The sequence below is a fragment of the Rhizobium mulingense genome (genome assembly GCF_029194105.1).
Classification (GTDB): Bacteria; Pseudomonadota; Alphaproteobacteria; order Rhizobiales; family Rhizobiaceae; genus Rhizobium; species Rhizobium mulingense.
Map to the genome: position 1 here is coordinate 288,514 of NZ_JARFVE010000007.1, position 24,283 is coordinate 312,796.

19 protein-coding genes and 1 tRNA gene are annotated in these 24,283 nt (G+C 61.2%); 8 read left to right on the plus strand and 12 right to left on the minus strand.

Features of this window, described 5'->3' with window-relative positions; all coding sequences use genetic code 11:
- The first annotated feature begins 232 nt into the window (after positions 1 to 232).
- The 4 genes from glmM to serA all read left to right on the plus strand — a co-directional run bounded on the left by glmM (position 233) and on the right by serA (position 6,483).
- Positions 233 to 1,585 carry a phosphoglucosamine mutase gene (gene glmM, locus PYR71_RS18640; RefSeq protein WP_064683357.1) on the plus strand — a complete coding sequence of 451 codons (1,353 nt, stop codon included), beginning with the start codon at positions 233 to 235 and terminating at the stop codon, positions 1,583 to 1,585.
- Between the two features lie 1,023 nt (positions 1,586 to 2,608).
- Positions 2,609 to 3,445, plus strand: coding sequence for an outer membrane protein (locus PYR71_RS18645; RefSeq protein ID WP_183918123.1), 837 nt, complete (start codon positions 2,609 to 2,611; stop codon positions 3,443 to 3,445).
- 186 nt (positions 3,446 to 3,631) lie between these two features.
- Positions 3,632 to 4,810: a phosphoserine transaminase gene (locus PYR71_RS18650; protein ID WP_275620378.1), complete on the plus strand. Its 1,179-nt coding sequence runs from the start codon at positions 3,632 to 3,634 to the stop codon at positions 4,808 to 4,810.
- A 77-nt stretch (positions 4,811 to 4,887) separates the two neighbouring features.
- Positions 4,888 to 6,483, plus strand: coding sequence for a phosphoglycerate dehydrogenase (gene serA, locus PYR71_RS18655; RefSeq protein WP_275620379.1), 1,596 nt, complete (start codon positions 4,888 to 4,890; stop codon positions 6,481 to 6,483).
- Between the two features lie 79 nt (positions 6,484 to 6,562).
- Here serA and PYR71_RS18660 read toward each other — a convergent pair whose 3' ends face one another.
- On the minus strand, positions 6,563 to 6,829 hold the full coding sequence (locus PYR71_RS18660; protein WP_275620380.1) for a hypothetical protein: 267 nt from the start codon (positions 6,827 to 6,829) through the stop codon (positions 6,563 to 6,565).
- 501 nt (positions 6,830 to 7,330) lie between these two features.
- Between PYR71_RS18660 and mnmA the strand changes: the two genes are divergently transcribed.
- Positions 7,331 to 8,530 carry a tRNA 2-thiouridine(34) synthase MnmA gene (gene mnmA / locus PYR71_RS18665; RefSeq protein WP_275620381.1) on the plus strand — a complete coding sequence of 400 codons (1,200 nt, stop codon included), beginning with the start codon at positions 7,331 to 7,333 and terminating at the stop codon, positions 8,528 to 8,530.
- Positions 8,531 to 8,666: 136 nt separating this feature from the next.
- Positions 8,667 to 8,743 (plus strand) — tRNA-Met (locus PYR71_RS18670).
- A gap of 425 nt (positions 8,744 to 9,168) precedes the next feature.
- Here the strand turns inward: PYR71_RS18670 and PYR71_RS18675 are convergent.
- The 7 genes from PYR71_RS18675 to pobA all read right to left on the minus strand — a co-directional run bounded on the left by PYR71_RS18675 (position 9,169) and on the right by pobA (position 16,247).
- On the minus strand, positions 9,169 to 9,996 hold the full coding sequence (locus tag PYR71_RS18675; protein ID WP_489686402.1) for a cadherin-like domain-containing protein: 828 nt from the start codon (positions 9,994 to 9,996) through the stop codon (positions 9,169 to 9,171).
- Between the two features lie 335 nt (positions 9,997 to 10,331).
- Positions 10,332 to 11,048, minus strand: coding sequence for an ABC transporter ATP-binding protein (locus PYR71_RS18680; RefSeq protein WP_275620383.1), 717 nt, complete (start codon positions 11,046 to 11,048; stop codon positions 10,332 to 10,334).
- Positions 11,029 to 11,793, minus strand: a complete 765-nt coding sequence (locus tag PYR71_RS18685) for an ABC transporter ATP-binding protein (protein WP_275620384.1) — start codon at positions 11,791 to 11,793, stop codon at positions 11,029 to 11,031. The genes PYR71_RS18680 and PYR71_RS18685 overlap by 20 nt, the downstream gene beginning before the upstream one ends.
- Positions 11,790 to 12,794 (minus strand): branched-chain amino acid ABC transporter permease, encoded by a 1,005-nt coding sequence (locus PYR71_RS18690; protein ID WP_275620385.1) that lies wholly within the window; start codon positions 12,792 to 12,794, stop codon positions 11,790 to 11,792. Before PYR71_RS18690 ends, PYR71_RS18685 begins: the two co-directional genes overlap by 4 nt.
- A 1-nt stretch (position 12,795) precedes the next feature.
- Positions 12,796 to 13,659, minus strand: coding sequence for a branched-chain amino acid ABC transporter permease (locus PYR71_RS18695; RefSeq protein WP_183918139.1), 864 nt, complete (start codon positions 13,657 to 13,659; stop codon positions 12,796 to 12,798).
- Positions 13,660 to 13,725: 66 nt separating this feature from the next.
- Positions 13,726 to 14,898 (minus strand): ABC transporter substrate-binding protein, encoded by a 1,173-nt coding sequence (locus PYR71_RS18700; RefSeq protein ID WP_275620386.1) that lies wholly within the window; start codon positions 14,896 to 14,898, stop codon positions 13,726 to 13,728.
- 176 nt (positions 14,899 to 15,074) lie between these two features.
- Complete coding sequence (gene pobA / locus PYR71_RS18705; protein WP_275620387.1) at positions 15,075 to 16,247, minus strand: 4-hydroxybenzoate 3-monooxygenase; 1,173 nt, start codon at positions 16,245 to 16,247, stop codon at positions 15,075 to 15,077.
- Between the two features lie 118 nt (positions 16,248 to 16,365).
- Between pobA and PYR71_RS18710 the strand changes: the two genes are divergently transcribed.
- The gene (locus PYR71_RS18710; protein ID WP_275620388.1) at positions 16,366 to 17,256 is read left to right on the plus strand and encodes a helix-turn-helix domain-containing protein; all 891 of its coding nucleotides are present in this window, start codon (positions 16,366 to 16,368) and stop codon (positions 17,254 to 17,256) included.
- Positions 17,257 to 17,408: 152 nt separating this feature from the next.
- Here PYR71_RS18710 and PYR71_RS18715 read toward each other — a convergent pair whose 3' ends face one another.
- From PYR71_RS18715 to PYR71_RS18730, 4 genes are all read right to left on the minus strand, one after another.
- Positions 17,409 to 19,796, minus strand: coding sequence for a phosphoketolase family protein (locus PYR71_RS18715; RefSeq protein ID WP_275620389.1), 2,388 nt, complete (start codon positions 19,794 to 19,796; stop codon positions 17,409 to 17,411).
- Between the two features lie 71 nt (positions 19,797 to 19,867).
- On the minus strand, positions 19,868 to 21,046 hold the full coding sequence (locus tag PYR71_RS18720; RefSeq protein WP_275620390.1) for an acetate/propionate family kinase: 1,179 nt from the start codon (positions 21,044 to 21,046) through the stop codon (positions 19,868 to 19,870).
- 153 nt (positions 21,047 to 21,199) lie between these two features.
- Positions 21,200 to 22,771, minus strand: a complete 1,572-nt coding sequence (locus PYR71_RS18725) for a putative bifunctional diguanylate cyclase/phosphodiesterase (protein ID WP_275620391.1) — start codon at positions 22,769 to 22,771, stop codon at positions 21,200 to 21,202.
- Positions 22,772 to 23,255: 484 nt separating this feature from the next.
- Positions 23,256 to 23,810: a histidine phosphatase family protein gene (locus PYR71_RS18730; protein WP_275620392.1), complete on the minus strand. Its 555-nt coding sequence runs from the start codon at positions 23,808 to 23,810 to the stop codon at positions 23,256 to 23,258.
- Between the two features lie 257 nt (positions 23,811 to 24,067).
- Between PYR71_RS18730 and PYR71_RS18735 the strand changes: the two genes are divergently transcribed.
- Positions 24,068 to 24,277, plus strand: a complete 210-nt coding sequence (locus PYR71_RS18735; RefSeq protein ID WP_275620393.1) for a CbtB domain-containing protein — start codon at positions 24,068 to 24,070, stop codon at positions 24,275 to 24,277.
- Positions 24,278 to 24,283 lie beyond the last annotated feature (6 nt).

Sequence of the window (24,283 nt, forward strand, 5' to 3'; positions counted from 1 at the left end):
CCATATTGAACAAGGCCGGATTTCCCAAGCGGGAGATCCGGCCTTTTCTATTGGTAACGGGATATAATCATTTTTCTTGCTAATTTACGTGCCGATCGCCGCATTTTGTGGCATTCCGCTGAATTAAGGCAAGCATGAATCACGCTCCTGGATTGACGACATTCCATTGAAGCCAGATTCGCTTGGAACGGTGCGCTGCCTTGAATGGCGCGCGGAAAGTGCAGGAGTGTAGATGAAAAGACGCTATTTCGGGACCGACGGCATTCGCGGCCAATCCAATGTCTTCCCGATGACACCGGATCTCGCCATGCGGGTCGGCATCGCCGCCGGCACGATCTTCCGTCGCGGCAACCATCGCCATCGCGTTGTGATCGGCAAGGATACGCGCCTTTCCGGCTATATGCTCGAAAACGCCATGGTCGCGGGTTTCACCGCCGCCGGCCTCGATGCCTTCATTCTCGGCCCGATCCCGACGCCTGCGGTCGCCATGCTGACCCGTTCGCTGCGCTGCGATATCGGCGTGATGATCTCGGCTTCGCACAATCCCTACGAGGACAACGGCATCAAGCTGTTCGGCCCCGATGGCTATAAGCTGTCCGACGACATCGAGGCCGAGATCGAGGATTTGCTCGAAAAGGACCTAAGCACGCAGCTCGCCAAGTCCGATGACATCGGCCGCGCCAAGCGCGTCGACGGCGTGCATGACCGTTATATCGAACACGCCAAACGCACCCTGCCGCGCGACGTGACCCTGCAGGGCCTGCGGATCGCGATCGACTGCGCCAACGGCGCTGCCTATAAGGTGGCGCCTGCCGTGCTCTGGGAGCTCGGCGCCGACGTCGTCACCATCGGCAACGAGCCGAACGGCACCAATATCAATCTCAATTGCGGCTCCACCAGCCCGGTCGCGCTGCAGAAGAAGGTCGACGAGGTGCGTGCCGATATCGGCATCGCGCTCGATGGCGATGCAGACCGCGTCATCATCATCGATGAGAATGGTTCGATCGTCGACGGCGATCAGCTGATGGCCGTCATTGCCGAGAGCTGGGCCGAGAGCCAGCAGCTGCGTGGTAATGGCATCGTCGCCACTGTCATGTCCAACCTCGGCCTCGAGCGCTTTCTTGACGAGCGCGGCATGGCGCTCGCCCGCACGAAGGTCGGCGACCGTTATGTCGTCGAGCATATGCGCCAGCACAATTACAATGTCGGCGGTGAGCAGTCGGGCCATATCGTGTTGTCGGATTACGGCACGACGGGCGACGGCCTGGTTGCCGCGCTTCAAATCCTTGCCGCCGTCAAACGCACCGGCAGGACCGTCAGCGAGGTCTGCCGCCGCTTCGAGCCGGTGCCGCAGCTCTTGCGCAATGTCCGCATCAGCGGGGGCAAGCCGCTGGAGGATATCCAGGTGCAGAAGGCGATCGCCGATGCCGAAGCCGAGCTTGCGAAGACGGGACGGCTTGTCATCCGCCCCTCCGGCACCGAGCCGCTGATCCGCGTCATGGCTGAGGGCGACGATCGCGCCCAGATCGAGCGCATCGTCAACGAGTTGATCGGCACCATTTCAAACGTCCGTACCGCTGCCTGATTTTCTGAGGGCAGATCGGGCTCGGCGACATGGTTGGGCGTTTGCACCGATACTCAGAGAATGAACGAGGCCCCTCCCTCCGCCCTCATCCTGAGGTGCCCCGAAGGGGGAGGTCGGCCACCGGGCGCTATCCAAATTCGGCGGGCTGTAAGTGCCCAGCCGCCCGCCCCCGTCCTTCGAGGCCCCTGCTGGGCACCTCAGGATGAGGGCTAATCGGTGTGCCGTGTGGCTGAAGGATAGACCGGCGTGCTTTGCTCGTGAAGATTCGTTCGACACTACGCTCTACGGCAGAAAATCTAGCGCAAGTGCCCATCCAACCTGACCGAGTCAGTTTATGCGGGGAATGGCATTGTCTGGTTTCGCTAGCGGATGACCTCCCTACACCCGCGTCTACGGTGCGAGTGGCTCCTTCGGCCCAACCCCACCACCGTCATGCTCGGCCTTGAGCCGAGCATCCACGCCGGATCCATCAGCAACAGTGCCATGGATCCCAGGCTCAAGGCCTGGGATGACGGAGAGTGTGGTTGGCGTTTTGGTCAAACTCGCTGTCAGCGTACAGAGGGATACCACAACGGGTGGTTCATCACGCCGGCACCTACTACACGCTCCATCATCCTGTGCTCGTCACAGGAATCGAGCCACGGCGTGTCGCCGCCGGGAATGACTCCTATACGATTAAGGGAGTTTCCCGCGCCAAGGACTTGGGCGCATTGGATTGCTGTGACGAGCAGAGGAATGAGGCTGGGGTGAGCGTCCTAGCCGGATGATATTGCATGCCGCGTCACAGCCGGACGAGGATATGGGAAGAGCTAGCACGCAAAGCAGCCCAAACGCCTCGTCACGTCATAACTTCAAAGGACGTTACCGCGACAATCGAAGTTTCCTCTACATGAAGCTTCAAGATCTACAGTAAATAATCGTGGTTAAGCAGCTTTTAACGTTTCCGGTTCATTATCCATACGAAGCGTATCAGATTGGCGGCGACTTGAGCCTGCCGATGTAACGGATTTTGGAGTGGGATCCATGAAAAGAAGCTTGTCCGGCATCTTCGCGGCATTGTTGATCGCGACAAATGCCTATTCCGCGGACTTCGCTCCGGCCGAGCCCATCCCGGAGCAGCCGCCCGAGGTGACGGTCAGTGAAGCGACGGGCTGGTACCTGCGCGGCGATGTCGGTTATGCCTTTACCGATCTGCGCGGTGCCCGTTATTTCCAGGGCAGCAATGCTACCGAAGTCGATTTCGACGATGCTGACCTCGACGACGCATGGACGATCGGCGGCGGTGTCGGTTACCAGATCAACAGCTATCTGCGCACCGATCTGACCTTCGATTATCTCACCCAGGCCGACTTCCGCGGCTCGACGGTTGGTCAGTGCGGCTTCCCGCTGGTGGATTGCACTTCGCGCGACCGCTCGTCGCTGACGGCCTATACGCTGCTCGCCAACGCCTATGTCGATCTCGGCACCTACGGCTACGTCACGCCTTATGTCGGCGCGGGTATCGGCGGCTCCTACGTCAAGTGGAAAAACCTGCGCAACGTCGCCTGCGCCGATGACGGCAGCTTCTGCGATGACGAGGTCACCCATGGCGGCAAGGGCAACTGGCGCTTCACCTATGCACTCATGGCCGGCGCCTCGGTCGACGTTACCTGCAACATCAAGGCCGATGTCGGCTACCGCTACCTGCATATCGACGGCGGCAACATGTTCGGCTATGCCGAAAACGGCGGCCCGGGCCGCGACAAGGGTCTGAGCGTCCACGAAGCTCGCGTCGGCGCCCGCTATCTGTTCGGCGGATGCGCCCAGGCAAGCTACGAGCCGCCTCCGGAAATTCCGCTGCAGCAGCCGGTCTACAAGTAAATTCAATCCGCTTGCATCAAAGAGCCGCCCCCGGTGGGGCGGCTTTTTCAGTTTCGCCACTCCGCCTGCGTCAAAATATCTACCGCTTGCGACACTTCGACCTTGACTATGACGCCGCCGATCCATACACACGGCGGCGGGACACCCTTCCCCAACGAAGGGCTTTCTATCTGAGAGGATAGCATCATGGCGAAGACCGCAAAGCCGGACATCCGTCCGCATAATACCCATTTTTCTTCTGGCCCCTGCTCGAAGCGCCCCGGTTGGTCGCTCGAAGCCCTTTCCGACGCGGCCCTCGGCCGTTCGCACCGCGCGAAGGTCGGCAAGGCCAAGCTCAAGCAGGCCATCGACCTTACCCGTGAAATTCTCGAAGTGCCGGCGGATTACCGCATCGGCATTGTTCCGGCCTCGGACACCGGCGCCGTCGAAATGGCGCTGTGGTCGCTCCTCGGCGAGCGCGGCGTCGACATGCTCGCCTGGGAAAGCTTCGGCGCCGGCTGGGTCACCGATGTCGTCAAGCAGCTGAAGCTCAAGGATGTGCGAAGGCTCGAAGCCGGTTACGGCGAGCTTCCCGATCTCTCGGCTGTCGATTTCGACCGTGACGTCGTCTTCACCTGGAACGGCACCACATCAGGTGTGCGCGTGCCGAACGGCGATTTCATCCCCGCCGACCGCAAGGGCCTGACGATCTGCGACGCCACCTCGGCCGCTTTCGCCCAGCAACTCGAATTCGCCAAGCTCGATGTCGTCACCTTCTCCTGGCAGAAGGTTCTCGGCGGCGAGGGCGCGCACGGCGTCATCATTCTTTCGCCGCGCGCCGTCGAGCGCCTCACCACCTACACGCCGGCCTGGCCGCTGCCGAAGATCTTCCGCATGACCTCGGGCGGCAAGCTGACGGAAGGCATCTTCCAGGGCGAGACGATCAACACGCCGTCGATGCTCTGCGTCGAGGACTATATCGATGCGCTGCTCTGGGCCAAAGAGCTCGGCGGTCTCAAGGCGCTGATCGCGCGCGCCGATGCCAATGCCAAGGTCATCCACGATTTTGTCGCGGCGAATGACTGGATCGCCAATCTCGCCGTCAAGGCGGAAACCGCCTCCAACACCTCCGTCTGCCTGAAGATCATCGACAAGGACATCGCGGCGCTGGACGACGATGGTCAGGCGAATTTCGCCAAGGGTCTGGTCGGCCTGCTGGAAAAGGAAGGTGTCGCCTATGACATCGGCCATTACCGCGACGCGCCGTCCGGTCTGCGCATCTGGGCCGGCGCCACGATCGAGGCATCCGACATGCAGAAGCTGATGCCCTGGCTTTCGTGGGCATTCGAAACGCAGAAGGCGCAGCTCTCTCAGGCTGCTGCCTGACGTGATCGCATCCGGCTCCGCCACAGGGCGGAGCCCCTGATTTCATCCATCGCTGAACATTTTTGAAGGAGTCCCTCATGGCACCTCGCGTTCTCGTATCCGACGAATTGTCGGAAACCGCCGTCCAGATCTTCCGCGACCGCGGCGTCGAAGTCGATTTCGAACCGCAGCTCGGCAAGGACAAGGACCGTCTGCTCGAAGTCATCGGCAAATATGATGGCCTCGCCATCCGTTCCGCCACCAAGGTGACTGAAAAGATCATCGAAGGGGCGAAGAACCTCAAGGTCGTTGGCCGCGCCGGCATCGGCGTCGACAATGTCGATATTCCGGCCGCCTCGCGCCGCGGCATCATTGTCATGAACACGCCCTTCGGCAATTCGATCACGACGGCCGAGCACGCGATTGCGCTGATGTTCGCTGTTGCTCGCCAGCTTCCGGCAGCCGATACCTCGACGCAGGCCGGCAAATGGGAGAAGTCGAAATTCATGGGTGTCGAGATCACCGGCAAGACGCTCGGCGTCATCGGCGCCGGCAATATCGGCTCGATCGTCTGCGCCCGCGCCATCGGCCTCAAGATGCATGTCGTCGCTTATGACCCGTTCCTCTCCAAGGAGCGCGCCGAGGAGATGGGCGTCACCAAGGTCGAGCTGGACGAGCTTTTCGCCAGGGCCGATTTCATCACGCTGCACGTGCCGATGACCGACAAGACGCGCGGCATCCTCAACAAGGAAGCGCTGGCGAAGACCAAGCCCGGCGTGCGCATCATCAATTGCGCCCGCGGCGGACTGGTCGATGAAGCAGCTCTCGCCGAAGCCATCAAGTCCGGCCATGTCGCCGGTGCCGCCTTCGACGTCTTTGAGGTCGAGCCCGCCAAGGAAAGCCCGCTCTTTGGCCTGCCAAACGTCGTCTGCACGCCGCATCTCGGCGCTTCGACGACCGAAGCGCAGGAAAACGTCGCTCTGCAGGTGGCCGAGCAGATGTCGGACTATCTCGTCAAGGGTGCGGTCTCCAACGCTATCAACATGCCGTCGATCACCGCGGAAGAAGCGCCGATCCTCAAGCCCTTCATCCGTCTTGCCGACGTTCTCGGCGCTTTCGTCGGCCAGGTCACCGAGGAGCCGATCAAGGAAATCGAGATCCTTTATGACGGCGTCACTGCCAACATGAACACGCGGGCGCTGACGAGCGCGGTGCTCGCTGGTCTCATCCGCCCGCAGGTCGCCGACGTCAACATGGTTTCGGCGCCGATCATGATCAAGGAAAAGGGCATCGTGCTTTCCGAGGTCAAGCGCGATAAGACAGGCGTCTTCGACGGCTATATCAAGCTGACGGTGACGACCGAGAGCATGACGCGTTCGATCGCCGGCACGGTGTTTTCGGACGGCAAGCCGCGCTTTATCCAGATCAAGGGCATCAATCTTGATGCCGATGTCGGCTCGCACATGATCTACATCACCAATACCGACGTTCCCGGCATGATCGGCTTCATCGGCACGACGCTCGGTGCTGCCGGCGTCAACATCGCCAACTTCCAGCTCGGCCGCGACAAGCAGGGCGGCGACGCCATCGCGCTGCTCTATGTCGACGGCGAGGTGGAGGACGGCGTCCTCGAACGGCTGACGGCGCACCAGGCAATCCGCCAGGCAAAGCTGCTGACATTCAACATAGAGTGAGTTTCCTTCCTCCCAAGGAAGCAGGAGAACCCGGCGCCGGAAATGGCGCCGAGTTTTCTGCGTCAGCAATGGGTATATTTCAGTGAGGCAAGCACTTGCGGCGAACGATCTTGCCGAAACGGGCTCTATCGTCCTCAGCCTTGGTGCGATGAAGGAAGGCGCGCCTGCTGCCGTCGAGACCCTGGAAGAATTCGTCCCAGGAAATCTCCTCCTGGGTATCCGAGGAAAAATCGACGCGAACGGTTTCGCTGTCGCTCGCGTCCTTGATGCGTGCGGGATGGCCGCCTCGCTCTTCGATCCAGTGTCTGATCCTATTGTAATCCGCCGTCGTGCCGAACCTGACCATGAAACCCTCCGCAGCATTCGATTGCGACATTGATCACCGGCAACGCATGATCGAAAGAATAGTTCCATAGGGCGATAATTATTTGCTCGACGATTTGCGGTTGAGCCGGCTGGTGCTCAAGCATTCGTTATTTTGAGAACGGCGGCCGGAGCGGCATAATTGGCATTGGCTGGAAGGAGGATGCATATGAAACCCTATTCATTCTCGATAATAGGACTGGCGCTCATGACCGCCGTGATCGCCAATCCAGGCATCGCATTCGCCTGCAACAAGCTGATCGGCACCTGAGCCGCACCCCCGCTTTCAAGGCGCGGCTTCGGCCGCGCCTTCCTTTCTCACTGGCGAAACCGATCGGCCTCCCGAACGCCGCCCCTTGCGTCCCGATACAATCCTTTCTATATCGATCGCTGATCGAAAGGCGGCCGATCCCGCCTGATACAGCAATCCGCCGCAATTCCAGCGCAAGGGCGGATGATGAGCGCGCAGAATTTGGCACTACCGTTGAACACACTGGATTTTGACAAGAAGCCGGAAGAGACCCGCGTCGTCGTCGCCATGTCGGGCGGCGTCGATTCCTCCGTCGTGGCCGGCCTTCTCAAACAGCAGGGTTACGACGTGCTCGGCATTACGCTGCAGCTTTACGATCATGGCGCCGCCGTTCATCGCGCCGGGTCGTGCTGCGCCGGCCAGGATATCGACGATGCCCGCCGCGTCTGCGAGACGCTCGGCATTCCGCATTACGTGCTCGATTACGAAAAGCGCTTTCGCGAGACGGTGATCAATCCCTTCGCCGAAAGCTATGTGGCCGGCGAAACGCCGATCCCCTGCGTTTCCTGCAACCAGACCGTCAAGTTCGCCGATCTTCTGGCGACCGCCAAGGAGCTCGGCGCCGATGCGCTGGCGACCGGCCACTATATCCGTTCGCGGCCGAACCCTTCGCCCGAACATCCCCGCCGCCGCGCGCTGTTCCGTCCGGCCGACGCCGACCGCGACCAGAGCTATTTCCTGTTCGCCACGACGCAGGAGCAGATCGATTATCTGCGCTTTCCGCTCGGCGGCTTGCCGAAGGCCGAGACCCGCCGGCTGGCCGAAGAGATGGGCCTCGTCGTCGCGAAGAAGGCCGACAGCCAGGACATCTGCTTCGTGCCGCAGGGCAAATATTCCGACATCATCACCAAGCTGAAGCCGAATGCGGCGCTTGCCGGCGAGATCGTCCATCTCGACGGCCGCATATTGGGAAGCCATGAAGGCATCCTGCATTTCACCATCGGCCAGCGCCGAGGCATCGGCATCGCCACCGGCGAACCGCTCTATGTCGTCTATCTCGACGCTCGGTCGCGCCGCGTCATCGTCGGCCCGAAGGAGGCGCTGGAAACCCACCGCGTCTATCTGCGCGACGTCAACTGGCTCGGCGACGAGACGCTTGCGGAAGCAGCGTCCGGCGAAGGCTTTGGCTGTTACGCCAAGGTCCGCTCGACCAGGGCGCCGGCGCCGGCCGTGCTGCATGTCGATTCCACCGGCACCTATGTCGATCTGACGGTCGGCGAGGCCGGCATTGCTCCCGGCCAGGCCTGCGCGCTCTATTCCGCACCCGGCGACGACGCCCGCGTCTTCGGCGGCGGCTTCATCGAACGCTCCGAGCGCGAACCCTCGGCCGAGGCTTCGCTCAAGGCGCTGCTCGCCGGCCCCGTCGCCGCCTGAAACCGATGGAGAGGGCGGGCGGCCAAGCCCAGCGTTTTTCTCTATTCATGCGCTTGACACAACGCCGAAGCGCACCTTATAAGCCGCTCATCCCACGAGCCCGCAGCGCTTCGCGAGCAGGTATCGTTTGACCAGTGGCGGAGTAGCTCAGTAGGTCAGAGCAGAGGAATCATAATCCTTGTGTCGGGGGTTCAAATCCCTCCTCCGCTACCATCTCTTCATTGCGGAATGGGCAATTCCGGCGGCTCGATTTTGAGCCGGTTCCGACGGGCGCGGTAGCGCGTCCCCCCGCCAAAAGGCGCGGCGACAGGACAAAATAACCTCGGGATTTCGCTGACGCCGAGGCCAGCACTATCTGTAGAGCATAAAATGCAATATGGGTATTTTCATCGCCCAAAGATGGGATGCAGCAGCGATAATGATCGCCCATAAGGCCAGCGAGAACATGACCGCGGCTAACCTGATTCCCATTGACTGCATCAGTTCCTCCATTCCAGCATAATCGTCCCTCCTCGGACGATTTATTGCTAGCAGGGCGCAGGTCGATCAGCTATCGCAAGAAATCGCTAGTGGATCGCCGCTGCAGCGCGGGATCGGAAAGAGGCAATGTTTGGCGCGCGGCGCCCTTTTCCTCTCTCTCAAACGACAAAGTGGAAGTTGTCGTATTGCGCGCCATAATCATCGGGGCCGCTCGTTTCGGTAATGACGGGCTCGGTGTCGAGCACGAGATAGTCGATCTGGCCATAGGCGCTGAGATCAATCACTTGCGGGTCATGAATGCTGTCGGCGGTCACGTTGACCGTAACCAAGAACACAGCATCGCCGTTCAGCCTACCTTCGATCGTGAGAACGTTGTCATAGTCAGATGTGCCATTTGCCACGCTGAATTGCTCGATCTGGAAGGTGCCGCCATCAGCGGCATGGATGGGTGTCCAGAAGACGCCGCCTGACAGATAATGGTTGCCGTCGGCTTCCCTTTGTATCGCTGCATCGTCACCATCGTGCCAAGCGCCCCAATCGAAGCCCTTGTAGCCTGTGGGGAAATCATATTTGCCGACATCCTCGAAATTGACGAAAATGTCGCCATGCTCCGGCAGATCGACAGCGATATTGATCAATCCGAAATCGGTGGCGCCTTTGCCGTCCGAGATCTTGAAATTGAACTGATCGACGAGTTGATCTCCCGGGCCGAGCGCTGATACCTCCGAATTGGAGTGATCGAGTTCATAGGTGTAGTAGCCGTCGGAATAGACGGTCAGCGTGCCGTATTTTCCCTCGATCGTCGTCGTCGTGGCCGGTCCGTCGGGATTGGCCGGTTGCGGAATTCGCTGCCCATTCACGAAGTTGAGACGCACAAGATCTCCGTCGGCATCCGTGGAACCGTCCAGGATGTTGCCGTCAACCGGCTTTTCGATGTCGAAAATGGGCTGGTATACGTCCGCTGCAACCGGCTTGTGGTTTACCATTTCTACCTCCAGTCTGAAGTTCTGTTCGAACATGCAACTCTATCGAGTGCTTGGCGACGAGATTTTGCGGAGCGTCACATCAATTCATCCTATCAAATCCGAAAGGGGCAATTTGTCTGCAGCTCGAAGATCCAAGTAGAGGGACTGACGCCGGCGTCTATTCCCTCGGAAATGAAGATTTATGCGCTGTCTTACGCTAGTGCCGCTTTGGGGAGGGCGGGATTTTCTGCCTGTTCAAGCTTCGATCAATTTCTTCCAGCTGAAATATTTCAGGCAGCGTAATAACGCCAGGGCTCATGATGACGTCATCATGACGATACACGGCGTTGATTGATTCAATGCAGGCCGCCCACTCCGAGCAAGCTTTCGACGGCTTCGTGGTCCTTGGATAGGCCTGCCGGCGTTCCCGCCCAGGCCAGCCGCCCTCGTTCGAGAATGATGACCTGATCGGCGAAATCGAGCGCGCTCTGGATGCGCTGTTCGACAAGCAGAATGGTCATGTCGCCTGACTTGGCGAGATCGGCGAAGGCTGCCATCAGTTCCTCGCAGATAACGGGGGCGAGACCCTCGAGCGGTTCGTCGAGCAGCAGCACCGACGGGCGGCCGAGAATGGTGCGGGCCGTCGAAAGCATCTGCTGTTCGCCGCCGGAAAGCTGGTTGCCGAGGTTGCGGCGGCGCTCCTTCAGGCGCGGAAACAGCGCATAGGCTTCCTCCAGCGCCGTCTTTGGTCGCACCTTCAAGCCGACGAAAAGGTTCTCTTCGACGGTCAGCGTCGGGAAGACGCAACGTGTCTGCGGCACATAGCCGAGACCCTTGTGCGCGCGTGTTGCGCTTGGTGCTGTTGTGACATCGGTATCGCCAAGGGTGATGCGGCCCTCGTAGCGTCTGGTCTGGCCGGCGAGCGTTGCCAGCAGCGTCGTCTTGCCCATGCCGTTGCGGCCGAGCACGGCAAGCCTTGCGCCTGCCGGCACTGCGAAGGAAATGCCTTCCAACACCCGCGTCGGCCCGTATCCGGCCGACAGATTTTCGACTTCAAGCGACAGGGCTGGCATTGGCATAACTCCCGAGATAGGCCTCGCGCACACGCGCATCCCTGGTGACATCTTCAGGCTGGCCGTCAAAGATGATCGCGCCGGCGGCCAGCACGATGACACGTTTGGCAAAACGAAAAACAAGATCCATGTCGTGTTCGATCATCAGCACGGCGAGATCGGCGGGCAGATCAGCCAGCGCTTGCTCGATGCGGCCGGTATCGCTTTGCGGGACGCCGGCGGCCGGTTCATCGAGCAGCAGCACCTTCGGCTTCAGCGCCAGCGCCACGGCAAGTTCGAGAAGCCGCTGCTGTCCATAGGCAATCTCGCTGACCTTGCGATGCATCAGCGGCGTCAGTCCGAGCTTTCCCAGGAGGTGGTCGATCTCGGCCATGACATCGGGCATCGAGAGGAAATTTCCGAACATGTTCCAGGTCTTTCCGTCCCGCTGCAGGACAGCGAGCCCGACATGTTCGGCGGGCGTCATGTCCTGGAAAAGCCGCGTCACCTGAAAGGAGCGGACGAGGCCGCGTTTGACCCTGCCGATCGCATTGACTGCCGTCACCGTTTCGCCGCCAAGGCGGACCTCGCCGGAATCGGGGGGGAGATTGCCGGTGACGAGGTTGACGAAGGTGGTCTTGCCGGCGCCGTTCGGGCCGATCAGCGCGACGCGGTCGCCGGGCGCCATCGCCAGCGAAACGTCATTGGTGACGGCAAGGCCACCGAAGGCTTTCCGGAGATTGGCGACTTCAAAGACATGGCTCATGAGCGCTGCTCCCTGCGGCGGTCAATGAAATTTGCGGCCGTTCCGTAAAGCCCTTTCGGCGCGAAGAGCACGACGGCGATCAAGAGCGCACCGACCATGGTCAGCCAGTGGAAGGGATTGGCGGCCGAGACATAGTCCTCGAAGAGCATGAAGATGATCGTGCCGGAGAGCGCCCCAAAAAGAGAGCCGGTGCCGCCGAGCACAAGCATGACGAGCGCCTCGGCCGACTGGGTGAAGGACAGGCTGTCCAGGCCGACGACCTGCGTCGAGATCGCGTTCAAGGCGCCGCCGACCCCGGCAACCGCGCCCGAGATGGCGTACATCCTGATGAGTGCGCCCTTCGGCGAACCACCCATGGCGCGGATACGCAACGGGTCCTGCTTGATGGCGCGGCAGAGCATGCCGAAGGGTGAACGCACCAGCAATCTCAGCAGCACGAAGACAATAAGCAGCAGCGTCATTCCGAAAAAGAAGGCGGTGCGGCCATAAAGATCGAATTCAAAAAAGCCGAGGACCGGGTCGGGCGCGATGCCGGAAAGTCCATCACTGCCTCCTGTCCATGAGGAGGCCTTGTTGGCGAATTCGTGGAAGAGGTGGATGAGGGCAATCGACAGCACGAGTTGCGGCAGGCCGTGCGCGCGCAGAATGATCGCGCCGCTGAGCAGCCCGGCAGCTACGCCGCCGGCAATGCCGGCAAGCAGCATCAGCAGCGGATCATTGATGCCGTAATGCGCCGACAGGATGCCGGCGGCATAGGCGCCGGAGCCGAACAGGGCTGCATGGCCGAGCGTCGCAACGCCGCAATAACCGGTCACGAGATCGAGCGATAGCACGAGCAGCGCGATGGTGATCATCCGCGTCAGAAGCGCGAGATTATCGGGGAAGGCGAAATAGCCGATGGCGGCAACGGCGATGATCACGATGATGCCGGCGAGATCGCGGCTGACATAACCGCGCCGATGCTGGAGACGTCCGTTTTCGTTGTTCAACACAAGCGCCATCTCACTTCGCCCTCCCGGCAAGGCCGCGCGGGAAGACGCAGATGATCGCGATCACGGCAAGATAGAAGAAGAATTCCCCGAACTCCGGCATCAGATAGCGGCCCGTTGTATCGATCGCGCCGAGCAGCAGGCAGGCGATCAGCGCGCCGGGAATGGAGCCGGCGCCGCCGACGGAGACGACGACCAGGAAGGTCACCATGTAGCGCAGCGCATAATAGGGCTCGACCGGCAAGAGTTCGGCGCCGACCACGCCGCCCAAGGCGGCAAGCCCGACGGCGATGGCAAAGCTCACCGCATAGATGATCTCGGTGCGCACGCCGAGTGCCGCCGCCATCGCCGCATCGTCCACCGAGGCGCGCAGCTTGACGCCGAAGTTCGTCCTTTCGATTGCGAACCAGAGCGCCAGCGCCACGGCGAGGCCGCAGAGGATGGCGAAAAGCCGGTGAACGGGAATGGTGCGAAATCCGAGATCGGCCGAACCCTGCAGCGCTGCGGCAAGCGGTATGGTCTTCAGCGTTGGTCCCATCAGGTAATTGGACATGCCGATGATGCAGAAGGTGATGCCGATCGTCATCAGCACCTGGGTCAGTTCCGGCGCGCCGTAGATCCGACGATAGAGGAAGCGCTCGAGAGGGATTGCAATGATGATCGTGGCGACCACGGCAGCAATGATTGCCATGGCATAACCGAGGCCGAGGTCACGCGCGGCATAGGAGGCGATGTAGCCCCCGATCATGGCGAAGGCGCCGTGCGCGAGGTTGACGACGCGCATCAGCCCCATGGTGACGGAAAGGCCGATCGATATCACGAAGAGCACCATGCCATAGGCTAGCGCGTCGACGGCTATGCTGAAGACTGTTTGCATGGAACTACCTACTTGAATGCGACGGGCCTGGGATTCCAGGTCCGCCGCATGTTCTGACGCCCGATGTTACTTGGCCGCTGCCAGGCCCGGATCGCCCTGCTTCTCGAAGGTCTGGACCTCCTTGTTGATGTAGGTCCCGTCGTCGGCCTTGGCGACTTCGCGCAGATAGATGTTCTGCGTGATGTGGCGGCTTTCCGGATCGATCGAAACCGGGCCGCGCGGGCTCACCCAGGCAAGGCCCTTTACCGCATGGACAGCCTTCTCGGCATCCTGCTTGCCGCCCGTCGCCTCGATCATTTTGTAGATGACATACATGCCGTCATAGGCGCTGACTGCGGGGAAGGAGAGTTCGGCCTTGTTGCCGATCGCCTTGGTGGCCGCCTCGACGAAAGCCTTGTTCTCGGGAGAATCGTGCGACACGGCATAGTGGAAGGTCGTCTGAATGCCGAGCGCGGCGTCACCCAGCGCGGGCAGGTCGGATTCCTGCGTCAGGTCGCCCGGTGCGAAGAACTTGATGCCGGCGGCCTTCAGACCGTTTTCGTTGTAAGCCTTGACGAAGCCGAGGGTCGTCGGTCCCGACGGCAGGAAGGCGAAGACGCCCTCAGCGCCGGAGTCCTTGATGCGCTGCATGATCGGGCTGAAATCGTTGGTCGCAAGCGGCATTCGGATCGCCTCGACCACCTGGCCGCCGGCCTTTTCGAAGCCGGTCTTGAAGGCATTCTCGGCGTCGATGCCGGGGCCGTAATCGCTGACGACAGAGATCACCTTCTTGACGCCGGCGTCGAAGGCGACTTTTGCGATCGGAGTCGAGGTCTGCCAGGTCGTGAACGAGGTGCGCACAACAAGCGGGCTCTTGGTGACGATCGCCGAGGTCGCGGCGTTCATAACGACCATCGGCACGTTGCCCTGCTTCAGGATCGGCGTCACCGCCATGGCGTCGGGGGTGAAATAGAAGCCGGCGAGATACTGGACTTTTTCCTTGACGATCAGTTCCTGCGCCAGCGCCTTGGATTGGGCCGGGTCGGCCTGCGGCACGTCGCGGTAGACGATCTCGACCGTGTCGCTGCCGACCTTGCTGCCGTTGACAGCCATATAAGCGTCGATGCCGGCCTTGAAGTTCTTGCCCTGGAGCGCGAAGGGACCGGAGAACGGCCCGATGACGCCGACCTTGATGGTGTCGGCATAGGCGCTGGTGCCCATAACAATTGCCGCAGCGGCGGCCAGAAACAGCTTCCTCATTCTTCTCTCTCCCTTTTCGGCGTACTCCAGCGCCGTATTGAATTTCAGGTTAGCTTGTCATGCGAAATGGTGATGTAAAATGAAATAAAACTTCAAATACATGATCTGCTGGTTATGGTTCTGCGTCCCGAACACCCGGTTCGCTGCGAGTGCGCGCAGCCTTCATCCGCAATCCTTCAGAACGGCAACCCCACATAATTTTCGGCAAGGACCGTCGAGGCGGCGCGGGAATGCGTGAGATAGTCGAGCTCGGCCTCCTGAATCCTCTGATCGAAATCACCGGTATCGGGGAAACGATGCATCATCGTCGTCATCCACCAGGAAAACCGCACCGCTTTCCACACACGGGCAAGTGCAACCTGCGAATAGTCGTCGATGCCATGATCCAAGCCTTCGCGGTAATGCATGAGCAGCCCGGAGAATAGATAGTGGACGTCGCTGGCTGCAAGGTTCAGCCCCTTGGCGCCGGTCGGCGGCACGATATGGGCGGCGTCGCCGACAAGGAAAAGCCGGCCGAAACGCATCGGCTCGGCGACAAAGGAGCGTAAAGGCGCGATCGATTTCTCGAAGGACGGCGCAGTTTTCAGCGCCTCGGCGTGGTGTGCCGGCAGACGCCGTCTCAGCTCGTCCCAGAAGCGGTCGTCGCTCCAGTCCTCGACCTTCTCGTCGAGCGCGCATTGGAGATAATAGCGGCTGCGCGTCGCCGAGCGCATCGAACAGAGGGCAAAGCCCCTCGGATGGTTGGCGTAGATCAGTTCATGGCTGACGGGCGCCACGTCGGCAAGCAGGCCTAGCCAGCCGAACGGATAGACCTTCTCGAAACTTTTGATCGCTCCTTCGGGGACCGCGTTGCGGCTTGCGCCATGAAAGCCGTCGCAGCCGGCGATGAAATCGCAATCGATGCGCCTGGCAGCGCCGTCTTTCATATAGGTAACGAAAGGAGAGCGGCCGTCGAAATCATGCGGTGCGACATCGGCGGCATTGTAGATCGACAGGGCGCCGCTTGCTTCCCGCCGCTCCATCAGGTCGCGCGTCACCTCGGTCTGGCCGTAGACGGTGACGCGCCTGCCGCCGGTGAGTTCATGCAGATCGATGTGATGGTCGCGTCCGTCGAAGGCGAGCGAGAAGCCGTCATGCGGCAGGCCTTCGGCGTGCAGCCTGGCGCCGGCTTTGGCCTGGTCCAGCAGGCCGACAGTGCCTTCCTCCAAAACGCCGGCGCGCACCCGGCCGAGGATGTAATCCTTGTTGACGCGATCGAGAATGACATTGTCGATGCCGGCTTCGGTCAGAAGCTGACCGAGCAGCAAGCCGGATGGTCCCGAACCGATGATGGCGACCTGAGTTCGCAAATGCTTCCTCCCTCGCATTTCTGCGTTTTGTGAGATTCTGTCGCGCCGACCGGATCGCCACAATGGACATTCCAGCCTAAAAATTGCACTAATCGAACATTGGCGCGGGAGAGAGCCGATGAGCAGACATATACCGACCTACGAACTCTACGGCGAAAACGTCGGACGATCGCCGGAGTTTTGGTTGCATTGCGAAACAATTCGCTCGCGTAGCAGCCGGCATCAATGGGAAATCCGACTGCACCGCCACGAAAGCTTCTTTCAGATATTGTACATCGAAGCCGGTTCGGGCGATGCGATCTTCGGCGAGAGGAGCCATGCCATCCGGCCGCCGGCGGTCATTACGGTTCCCCCGGGGTTCAATCACGGCTTTCGTTTTTCCCGCGATATCGACGGTCTTGTCATCACCATATTGCGATCCCATCTCAGCCATCCACCCGGCGAGCGGAGCCATCCCGGCGAATGGCTGGCCACGCCGCATCTGACGCCGCTCGATCCTGATAATGCCGAGGCTGCCCATGTGATGCAGACTTTGCGAAGGCTGGGCGACGAGTTCGAAAATCGTCGCAGCGGCCGCAACGAGGTCTTGGCAGCCTACGTCGGTTTGGCGCTGCGGCTGACGGCGCGGATTTCTCATGAGGGGAACTCGGGGCAGCTTGCGTCGACCGAAAACGAGCGACGGATGGACATGCTGGGCGAGCTTATTCAGCAGCATTTTCGATCCCACAAGCCGGCATCCTTCTATGCCAGGGAGCTCGGGGTTTCGCCGACGCATCTCACCCGGATCGTCCGGTCGATGACCGGCAGCACGCCGCACGAGCTGATCGCCGCCAAACTCGTCGAGGAGGCCAAGCGTCAGCTTGTCTTCACGCTCGGCAGCGTTCAAGAGATCGGATTCCGCCTCGGCTTTGCCGACCCCGCCTATTTCTCACGCTTCTTCCTGAAATATGCCGGCGAAACGCCGCGGGTCTGGCGCATGACGGAAAAGGCCCGACTCGACCGCGCATAAAGCGCGTCGTCAAATGTGATTCATGCGACGCGCTTTAGCCTTTTGTTTTTATGCATGTCGTCGTCCTGGAACCGCTGCACACTTCCGGGCGACATGCATTAGGGCTCAGGCATCCGGCGACGCCGCATTCGCAGAGGTCAGTCACCGATGTCTCACGTCGCCGGCCATGTCCAGTTCCGCACCTCCGGCATGTCCTCGCCGTGTTCCCTGACATAATCGTGATGCTCGGCAAGCTTGTGGCGGAAGGCGGCAAGCGCGTCCGTCGCCTTCTCCTTCAGGCCCGGTACGCGCTCGATCGCTTCGATCGCGAGATGGTAACGATCGAGCTCATTGAGGACGGTCATGTCGAAGGGCGTCGTCGTCGTGCCCTCTTCGATGAAGCCGCGGACGTGGATGTTCTCGTGATTGGTGCGCTTATAGGTCAGGCGGTGAATGAGATAGGGATAGCCGTGATAGGCGAAAATCACCGGCTTGTCCGGCGTGAAGATGGCGTCGAAGGCCTCGTCGGCCAGGCCGTGTGGATGCTGGTCCCGGGATTGCAGTGCCAACAGATCGACGACGTTGACGGTGCGGATCTTCAGCGCCGGCACGGCCTTGCGCAACAGGTCGACGGCGGCAAGCGTCTCCATCGTCGGCACGTCGCCGGCGCAGGCCATGACGAGGTCGGGGGCGACTGCGTCTTCCTCGTTGCTTGCCCAGTGCCAGACCCCGATGCCGGCCTCGCAATGTTTCGCCGCCTCGTCCATCGAAAGCCATTGCGGTTCCGGCTGCTTGCCGGCGACGATGACGTTGATGCGGTCATAGGTGCGCAGGCAATGGTCGCCGACCCAGAGCAGGGTATTGGCATCCGGCGGCAGATAGATGCGGACGATATCGGCCTTCTTGTTGGCGACGAGATCGACGAAACCGGGATCCTGGTGGCTGAAGCCGTTGTGGTCCTGGCGCCAGACATGCGAAGTCAGCAGGTAGTTCAGCGACGAGATCGGTTCTCGCCATTCAAGCTCGCGCGTCACCTTCAGCCATTTGGCGTGCTGGTTGAACATCGAGTCGATGATGTGGATGAAGGCCTCGTAGCAGGAGAAGAGGCCGTGGCGGCCGGTCAGGAGGTAGCCTTCCAGCCAGCCCTGGCAGAGATGTTCGGAGAGCACCTCCATGACGCGTCCATCGCGGGAGAGATGGATATCATACGGCTCGATATCCTCCATCCAGACGCGGTCGGTGACCTCGAAGACGCTGCCGAGGCGGTTCGATTCCGTCTCGTCGGGGCCGAAGATCCGGAAATTCGCCGCCGCGGCGTTGCGCTTCATCGTGTCGCGCAAGTAATGGCCGAGAATTTCCGTAGACTGGGCCGCGACGCTGCCGCGCTTGCCGATCTCGACAGCATAGTCGCTTATATCGGGGGTATCGAGTTCCCGTCGCAGCAAACCACCATTGGCATGCGGGTTGGCGCCCATGCGGCGTTTGCCGGCAGGCGCCACCGCCCGCAGCTCGGGTTTCAGCCGGCCATCGGCGCCGAACAGGTCCTCCGGCCCGTAGCTGCGCATCCAGTCCTCGAGAATCTTGCGATGGCCTTCATTCTCGCGGCAGTTGGAGACCGGCACCTGGTGGGCTCGCCAGAAACCTTCCACCTTCTTGCCGTCGACCTCTTTCGGTCCGGTCCAGCCCTTGGGGCTGCGCAGCACGATCATCGGCCAGCGCGGGCAGCCCGCCGCAGCCTTGCCGCTGCGGGCTTGCTCCTGAATCTCGCGGATGCGGTCGAAGACCCGGTCCAGTGTCGCCGCCATCTGTTGATGCATGTCGCGCGGCTCGTGGCCGTCGACGAAGAAGGGTTCGTAACCGTAGCCTTCGAAAAGGCGGCGGAGATCATCGTCTCCGGCACGGCCGAGAACGGTCGGGTTGGCGATCTTGTAGCCGTTCAGATGCAGGATCGGCAGAACGGCGCCGTCGCGCGCGGGATTGAGGAACTTGTTGGAATGCCAGCTGGCGGCGAGCGGCCCGGTTTCGGCCTCGCCGTCGCCGACGACGCAGGCGACGGTGAGGTCGGGGTTGTCGAAGGCGGCGCCATAGGCATGGACGAGGGCGTAGCCGAGTTCGCCGCCCTCGTGGATTGATCCCGGTGTTTCCGGAGCCGCATGGCTCGGAATGCCGCCGGGAAAGGAAAATTGGCGGAAGAGCCTGCGCATCCCTTCGGTGTCTTCAGAAATATCGGGATAGATTTCGCTGTAGGAGCCTTCGAGATAGGTGTTGGCGACCATGCCCGGTCCGCCGTGACCGGGGCCGCATATGTAGATGATGTCGAGATCGCGGGCGCGGATGAGGCGGTTCAGATGCGCATAAATGAAGTTGAGGCCCGGTGTCGTGCCCCAGTGGCCGAGCAGGCGGGGCTTGATGTGTTTTGACTTCAGCGGCTCGCGCAGCAGCGGATTGGCAAGCAGGTAGATCTGGCCGACCGAGAGATAGTTGGCCGCCCGCCAGTAGCGGTCGATCAGAGTGAGTTCAGCATCGGTCAGGGCGGCGGCGGTCGAGATATGCTTTTCCATGGGCTTCTCCCGTTCGAAAACGCGTTCAACGTCAGTTCTAGCCGTTAGCGCCGGCGCGCCGTTGATCTGGATCAGCGGGCGCGAAGAACGGACAGCGCCTCATCGGCGATCACCTGTTCTTCGTCCGTGGCAACGACATGGGCGGCGATGCGGCTTTCCCCGGTGCTGATCGTGAAACTGTCGGCGGCGTTGGCCTTTTCATCAATCGAAAGGCCGAGCCAGAACAGGCGTTTCGCCACGCCGGCGCGGATTTTCGGCTGATGCTCGCCAATGCCGGCGGTGAAAACGACGGCATCGAGGCCGCCGAGGGTTGCCGCCATGCGGCCGATCTCGCCGGCGATGCGCAGCGTGAACAGATCGATCGCCTGGCGCGCTTCCGGCCGGCCGTCCGTCAACAGATCGCGCGTATCGGCGCTGATGCCGGAAACACCGAGCAGGCCTGAGCGGTGATAGAGCAGATCCTCGATCTCACCCAGGGATCGTTTTCTCTCTCCTGCCAGGTGCAGGATCACGCCGGGATCGAGGCAGCCCGGGCGTGTCGCCATCGGGATGCCGTCGAGGGTCGAAAAGCCCATGCTGCAATCGCGGCTGATGCCGTCTTCCATCGCACAGAGGCTGGCGCCGCTGCCGAGATGGGCGACCACAACCTTTGCCGCATGCGGCGCTTTGCGAGCGAGTTCACTGGCGATGAACTTATAAGAAAGCCCGTGGAAGCCGTAACGCTTGATGCCCTCGTCATGCAGGGAACGGGGTATGGCGAGGCGGCGAACGAGATCGTCCTGCGTGGCATGGAAGGCCGTGTCGAAGGAGGCTGTCTGGACAAGATGCGGCTTCAGGTGACGGAGCGCGCGGATGAAGCGCAGCGCTTGCGGTTGGTGCAGAGGCGCGAGCGGGATCAGCGCTTCGATCCCATTGGTGGCGGCGTCATCAAGCGCGACGGCGCTCGTGAAGCGCTCGCCGCCATGGACGACGCGGTGGCCGACAGCGACTGCGGCAGCCATGTCGAATTGATCGGCGAGAAGCGCGAAGGTCTCGTCGATGACGCCGTGCAGATCGTCCGTCACCTCCGCCCTCAGCGGCATGTGGAATGTCTGCGATTCCCTGGTCAGGCCAAGCGAGAGCGGCTCGGCGCGGAGGTCGATGACGCCCTTTCCGAGGTGTCGTGCCTCGGCGCTATCGATCGAGAAGACGCCGACCTTCACAGTCGATGAGCCGGCGTTGAAGGTCAGGAGGAGGTGGGTGGATGACATGTCTTCAGAGACTCCGCACAGTCGTCACGATGACCGAACTTAGCGCCGAAACTCCCGCTGGAAAGGCATGGCCGCCCGTGCGCAACATGCTGACGGTTCGTGGCGGCCGACACGACGCCAAGCTTGGGGCCGTTTTGTTAAATTACGCTAGGGTCAGGCCGTCGACGCCAGATTGGGGTTGCGATCGCGGATGAAGATGCTTGCCTCGGCGGCGGACATCGCCTTGCCGAAAAGATAGCCCTGGCCTATGTCGCAGCCGAGCTGCAGCAGGAAGGCGAGCTGGCCATGCTCCTCGACGCCTTCCGCAGTCGTCTTGATATTGAGGCTTCTGCCGAGGCCAAGCATGGCGCGGACGATCTTTTCCTGGCGCTCGTCGTCGCGATAGGTGGCGATGAAGCTTTTGTCGATCTTGATCTTGTCGAAGCGATAGCGGGCGAGCTGGGCGAGGCTGGAATAGCCTGTGCCGAAATCATCGAGAGCGATCTGGATGCCGGCAGCATGCAGTTCTTCGAGAATGACGGCGGCGATAGCGGGATCCTGAATCAGCGCGTTCTCGGTGATCTCGACTTCCAGGCGTTGCGGCGGCAGCCGGGTTGCCGACAGCACCTTGAGGATGCGGGATGTCAAGAGCTTGTCTTCCATCTGCACCGGCGAGACGTTGAAGGACAACATGACATGCGCCGGCCAGGTGAGCGCGTCGCTGCAGGCCTGGGCGAGGAGATCCTCGAACAAGGCGGTGATCATGCCGGTTTCCTCGGCAATGTCGATAAAGACCGGCGGCGGAATGCGGATGCCATCCTCGCCCGTCCAGCGCGCGAGCGCTTCGAAACCGCAGAGCTGGCCGGTCTTCAGGTCGATCAGCGGCTGATAGAAGGGCTTGATGTCCTTATTGGCGATTGCGGCGCGCAGCCTGGTTTCCAAGGCGGCGCGCTCGGTTACCTTGTCCTGCATCGAGGTTTCGAAGACGAGAAAATGGTTGGGGCCACGTGATTTGGCCTCGTACATGGCGAGGTCGGCACGATGGGCGGCATCTTCCAGCGGTTCGGCTCCCTCAGCCCAGCGATCGTAGCCGACGCTGGCGCCGACTTCGACGGCAAAGCCATCGATATGGATCGGCCGGGTCACGGCCTGGATCAGCAGCTTGGCGAAACGCTCCTCCCGCTGCGCCGTCAGGGCAAAGGCGACGATGATGAATTCGTCACCGCCAAAGCGGTAGACGCAATCGGCATTGCCGAGCGCGCAGATGCGCCTGGCGACTTCGATCAGCAACACGTCACCGCCCTTGTGGCCGACGAGATCGTTGACTTTCTTGAAGCCGTCGAGATCGACAGAGAAGATGGTGACGTTGTCGTCCCATTTCTCGATTTCGGCCTCGTCGTCCTTGATCGGCCGAGCGAGAGCCCTGCGCTCGAAGGCGTAGCGGTTCGGCAGCTTGGTCAGTTGATCATGAGTTGCCGTCCAATCGGCCTTCACCTGAGCGGCGACGCGCAATTCCATTTCCTTGCGCAGATCGGCAATGCGCAGCACCGAATAGATGAAGCTCATGGCGCCGGCGATGCCGAGCCCTAGAACGAGCTTGTCGGCACCGTATGCGCCGAAATCGGTCATGAATGAAGCGAGACCGTCGTCGAACCGGAGCAGCGTACCGAGAAGCCAGAGGGTTATCCCCAAACCGACGATCGACATGCATTGCCTTCCGGCTCTGCTCTGGAAAAACACCGGCATTATGCCTTCTCCATCTCCACCCGCGTCGAGATATCCCAAAAGTCTGAAATGTTCGTTGAAACCATAAGGCGAACTATCAGAGGGGGAAGTACACTGCTGCGCCGTCAGGAGCCTGGATGACGCTTGCGATGCAACCGGGATTGTCATCGCGGCTGTTTCACAGATTTCTACCAGAAGGCGAATAATGCTGCAGGTGGTTGGCGCTGCAAAAATCAGGAAGAAAAACGAAGGCGAGCGTGCTGTCGCATGCTCGCCCTTTCTCGTGCGTCAGGCGGTGACGATCAGCAGCGGAACGCTGACGATGAGACCGGCCAGAACCGTGAACGTGGCGACGCGCATGAAACGCAGGCGCCGCGTGCGTTCTCCACTCCAATCATATGTCATTCTTCCATCTCCTTGGGACAAGGAAGGTAGTCCCCGCAAAACCGGGTTCAGCAGGGATGACGCAATTTGCTTGTGTAAGGCTGGATAGAATGAGGAATCTCTAATGCTGGAAGCGCAGAGACCAGCGACTGCCGTTGCTGGTCATGCGAAGGATGGCGAGCGGCTCGACGTCGCTCAGCCAGAAGGAGGAGGGCGGCGCCTGAAGCACATGCGCGACCGCCGCCCGGATGACAGCCGCATGGCTGACGGCGATGACGTGACCGCCGAAGGCCGATTGGGTGTCCATCCAGCCGGCGACGCGCTTTCGCAGATCAACAAGGCTCTCGCCGCCGTGCGGTGCTGCCGCCGGCTCGGTCATCCAGGCCATGAGGCTTTCCGGTTCTTCTGCCTCGACCGCCGCGATCGGCCTGCCGGCCCAGCGGCCGTGGTCGCAATCACGAAGCGCCGGATCTGCCAGGGCTTCGAGGCGTAGCGCCTCGGCGGTCTGGCGGGCGCGCAAGGCGGGGCTCGTGACGATACGATCCGCGCGGGGCAGGGCGGCGATGTTGCCGGCTTCCTCTTCCGCTTTGTCCTCTAGCGGTTCGTCGAGGGGGAAAAGGCCCTTGCGGCTCGCCGCCGTCGCACCGTTGCAGATCCAGGTGAGGCGCGTATTCACGATCGTTCTGACCTTTCGATACGACTGCAGCGCCGCGCGTCTGTTCCCGCGCCAAAGGACGCTTTGCCGGCTTGCGAAGTTTCGTTGACAGTCTCTTCAGCGTGCAGCTATAACCGGGCTGTTGCGGGTTTGGAAGCCGGTGGAAATCCGGCGCGGTCGCGCCACTGTGACCAGCGTGTCGAAAGCTCTTCGCGCTGGAAGTCAGACCCTGCCGCACAAGCACTCTTTCGACTGAACGCGTCATTCCGGAGGAATACATGTCTGACACCACTTTCACGCCCATCGCGGCACCGGCGCCGATCCCCGTCGGCGAAATTCTTCCCTGGGCGATCTTCGGCGGCCTGCTGATGCTCATTGCCATCTACTTCGTCGGCACCGAGGAGGGCGCGATGGCGCTGTTCAACGGCATGTATGTGCATGAATTCTTGCATGACGGCCGTCATCTCCTCGGCTTTCCCTGCCACTAAGGGAGT

Bases quoted from the DNA above. Each gene is read 5' to 3' on its own strand.
- PYR71_RS18700 (WP_275620386.1), bottom strand. From the start codon at position 14,898: ATGAGGAAGCTGTTTCTGGCCGCCGCTGCGGCAATTGTTATGGGCACC.
- serA (WP_275620379.1), top strand. From the start codon at position 4,888: ATGGCACCTCGCGTTCTCGTATCCGACGAATTGTCGGAAACCGCCGTC.
- PYR71_RS18720 (WP_275620390.1), bottom strand. From the start codon at position 21,046: ATGTCATCCACCCACCTCCTCCTGACCTTCAACGCCGGCTCATCGACT.
- PYR71_RS18675 (WP_489686402.1), bottom strand. From the start codon at position 9,996: ATGGTAAACCACAAGCCGGTTGCAGCGGACGTATACCAGCCCATTTTC.
- PYR71_RS18645 (WP_183918123.1), top strand. From the start codon at position 2,609: ATGAAAAGAAGCTTGTCCGGCATCTTCGCGGCATTGTTGATCGCGACA.
- PYR71_RS18715 (WP_275620389.1), bottom strand. From the start codon at position 19,796: ATGGAAAAGCATATCTCGACCGCCGCCGCCCTGACCGATGCTGAACTC.
- PYR71_RS18725 (WP_275620391.1), bottom strand. From the start codon at position 22,771: ATGCCGGTGTTTTTCCAGAGCAGAGCCGGAAGGCAATGCATGTCGATC.
- PYR71_RS18650 (WP_275620378.1), top strand. From the start codon at position 3,632: ATGGCGAAGACCGCAAAGCCGGACATCCGTCCGCATAATACCCATTTT.
- PYR71_RS18695 (WP_183918139.1), bottom strand. From the start codon at position 13,659: ATGCAAACAGTCTTCAGCATAGCCGTCGACGCGCTAGCCTATGGCATG.
- PYR71_RS18735 (WP_275620393.1), top strand. From the start codon at position 24,068: ATGTCTGACACCACTTTCACGCCCATCGCGGCACCGGCGCCGATCCCC.
- PYR71_RS18680 (WP_275620383.1), bottom strand. From the start codon at position 11,048: ATGCCAGCCCTGTCGCTTGAAGTCGAAAATCTGTCGGCCGGATACGGG.
- PYR71_RS18710 (WP_275620388.1), top strand. From the start codon at position 16,366: ATGAGCAGACATATACCGACCTACGAACTCTACGGCGAAAACGTCGGA.
- PYR71_RS18660 (WP_275620380.1), bottom strand. From the start codon at position 6,829: ATGGTCAGGTTCGGCACGACGGCGGATTACAATAGGATCAGACACTGG.
- glmM (WP_064683357.1), top strand. From the start codon at position 233: ATGAAAAGACGCTATTTCGGGACCGACGGCATTCGCGGCCAATCCAAT.
- PYR71_RS18690 (WP_275620385.1), bottom strand. From the start codon at position 12,794: ATGGCGCTTGTGTTGAACAACGAAAACGGACGTCTCCAGCATCGGCGC.
- PYR71_RS18685 (WP_275620384.1), bottom strand. From the start codon at position 11,793: ATGAGCCATGTCTTTGAAGTCGCCAATCTCCGGAAAGCCTTCGGTGGC.